Raw genomic sequence first — 2,627 nt, forward strand, 5'->3', positions numbered from 1 at the left:
CAAAACTCGGCTTCTCAGAAGATTCGTTCTATATGCTACATACAGCACGTATGATTGCGACAGACGAAGAAACTGAGTCGATTGAAAGCCTGCTTCACACGCAGAAAGTGGAGATTTTGTTTGGAATCGAAAACGCCTAGCGTTTTAGTTCCATACACTCACTATGGAACTAAAATCGCTTCGCGCTTTCTAGTTCCGTGAGCCCCCTTCGGGGGACTAACGCGCCAGCAAAGCTGGCTTGTTTTCTCAATCTTTTCGCTGAGCAAGCTCAGCTCAAAAATCGAGAGGTAAATTGAATGAGGAATTGATAAAAGGCAGGAGGCCGAACACTATGTACGCATTCGTTAGAACACAAAAACTCAAGACACGCAAGAAGATAGACAACGCGCACGCACACAATGCGCGCACGTACACCCCGCCAAACGCCAACCCCCTAGAGAGCAACACCCTGCTCTATGGCTCTCGTGAGAGCTACTGGAAGGCGATTCAAGAAAGACTTGAAGAAACGGGCATCAAGCCTCGCAAAGACGCTGTATTAGCCCAAGAACTCGTCCTAGGCGCATCGCCTGAGCACTTCCGACCTGGTTATCATCGTGACGACCCGAACGGCTTCGGTCGCTATGACGAAGCGACGACGAAAAAGTTCGCAGAAGATAGCTTGAAGTGGCTCAAGAAAAAATATGGTCGCGGTCTTGTCAGCGTAGAGCTTCACACTGACGAAAGAACGCCCCATATCCACGCTGTCGTGATGCCCATCGTCTCGAAAACGATGAAAAGACGACGCACAAAACAGCAAATCAAAAACAAAGAAAAGCCAAAGACGTATACAGCGCTTAGATTAGACGCTGACAGCCTTTTTGGCAAGAAGGCGCACCAAACCCTTCAAAAAGAGTTTGCGGACGCTGTATGCCTGTCTCCGGGGGTTAGAAACGCAAAAGTGTATCACACAGACCAACACGACTTTTACAAGTCGATTGAGCGCGCGAAAAAAGCAAAGACCCCCGTTTTTCAGTACACAGAAACGAAAGTCAGAGAGAAAAAACTACTCGAAAGTAGCGTAAAATATGCGCAATACGTGAGTAACACAATCAAGAAAAACAAGCAAGAAGACAAGCGCGAAAACACTGAAAAAGCGAAGCAGTCACACAAAGACGCGACAGCGCTAGCAGAGCAAAATAGACGCTTACAGTACGAAAATGACCAGCACAGAAAGCGACTAAAAGCGCTTGGAGACATTGAGCCCGACAAGCTCGCGCAGTTCGTTGAGAAGTACAAAAAACACGAAGAACAGCAGAAGCTCGAACGTCAGAAGAACCACAGCACACCTTCACCCTCACCCCATCCATAAACCCAGGTGCGATTTTGAGCGGAACTTGTTCCGCGAGAAGTCGTGCCAACACTGAAGAATCCACAGCAAAAAGACGGCCCCAGCGCTTGCTGGTGTCTTTTGCGTGGATTCCTTCTCTTGGTAGTAACGCTAAATTAGTTTCCGAGTCGCAGAAACACTGGAAAATCGACGGATTTGGTCTTGGTGCTCGTAGAGACATCTCAATAGATACAGAAGAGGCCACTTAAAAAGCCAGCAAAACTGCTGGTTTTGAGGATGTGGCGATTACCTCTGGTGGTAATCGAATGGCCACCAGAGGTAATCGCTATTATTACCTTGACAGGTAATATTTTTGTGTTATAATGATATAACGGCAAAAAAAAATCCAGAAGGTGCGAACTTCTGGATTTACTACAAAAAAGGAGATTCTATGAGTAAACACGTAAGAGATAAAGACGGGCGATTATGTACGCTCGACACTGAAACGGGGGAGCTAGTACCTGTCAATGTAATCTCAGTACCTATCAGGAATTATAACGCATTTAAAGGAGGATGGCTAGCCATGTCACAAGTCGCATTGAAAAAAATTGTCACGAACGAAAAAATGAATCAGACAGACTACAAAGTTTTTCTGAGCATTTGCGCGCATCTTGACTACGAAAATTACCTAATGGTTCAGCAAAAAGAGATAGCTCTTGAAATCGGAATGCAGCCGACGCATTTCAACAGGTCTTTAAAAAAGCTGGTACAACTTAATATTTTAGAGCTAGGCGATAAAGTCGGCAGGTCAAATACCTACAGATTAGCGCCGGATGTTGGCTGGAAAGGAACAGCAAAAAACCACAAAAAAGAGTTTGTCGAAAAAGCAGAAAAAGCAACAGAAGCAGTAAAAAACCAAAGCAATTTAAGAGTAATTAAATGAAAAAAGGAGAAGCATATGAGCAACTACAACAGAGAAACAGATAGAGAATTCGGAATACTTGAAAGCTTTGTGAAATATGGAAAAGGAGAGATAGAAAATCCTGTATATCTCATTAAGTTAATTTATACATATCACAAAGCTAACGCTTTATTCTTTGAGTTTTTCGCGAATGTCGAAGATGATTGCCCATTCAAGCGTCTATATCTTGACTTGTCGCACAGAGCGCGAAGACTGCTTATTGAAGAGACGATGAGAGTCGCAAAACTCGGCTTCTCAGAAGATTCGTTCTATATGCTACATACAGCACGTATGATTGCGACAGACGAAGAAACTGAGTCGATTGAAAGCCTGCTTCACACGCAGAAAGTGGAGATTTTG

Annotated in this window: 3 protein-coding genes; all 3 read left to right on the top strand. The window is 44.3% G+C overall.

Features of this window, described 5'->3' with window-relative positions; genetic code table 11:
• Positions 1 to 331 precede the first annotated feature (331 nt).
• Complete coding sequence (gene mobV, locus KUV72_RS19640) at positions 332 to 1,348, top strand: MobV family relaxase (RefSeq protein ID WP_222239506.1); 1,017 nt, start codon at positions 332 to 334, stop codon at positions 1,346 to 1,348.
• A gap of 409 nt (positions 1,349 to 1,757) precedes the next feature.
• Positions 1,758 to 2,249 (top strand): replication/maintenance protein RepL, encoded by a 492-nt coding sequence (locus tag KUV72_RS19645; protein WP_222239507.1) that lies wholly within the window; start codon positions 1,758 to 1,760, stop codon positions 2,247 to 2,249.
• Positions 2,250 to 2,264: 15 nt separating this feature from the next.
• Positions 2,265 to 2,627 (top strand): hypothetical protein (locus KUV72_RS19650; protein WP_222239508.1); only part of this gene is annotated, 363 nt, incomplete at its 3' end.

It is taken from the genome of Halomonas sp. DP4Y7-1, assembly GCF_019800705.1.
GTDB classification, from domain to species: Bacteria; Pseudomonadota; Gammaproteobacteria; order Pseudomonadales; family Halomonadaceae; genus Halomonas; species Halomonas litopenaei_A.

Bases quoted from the DNA above. Each gene is read 5' to 3' on its own strand.
- mobV (WP_222239506.1), top strand. From the start codon at position 332: ATGTACGCATTCGTTAGAACACAAAAACTCAAGACACGCAAGAAGATA.
- KUV72_RS19645 (WP_222239507.1), top strand. From the start codon at position 1,758: ATGAGTAAACACGTAAGAGATAAAGACGGGCGATTATGTACGCTCGAC.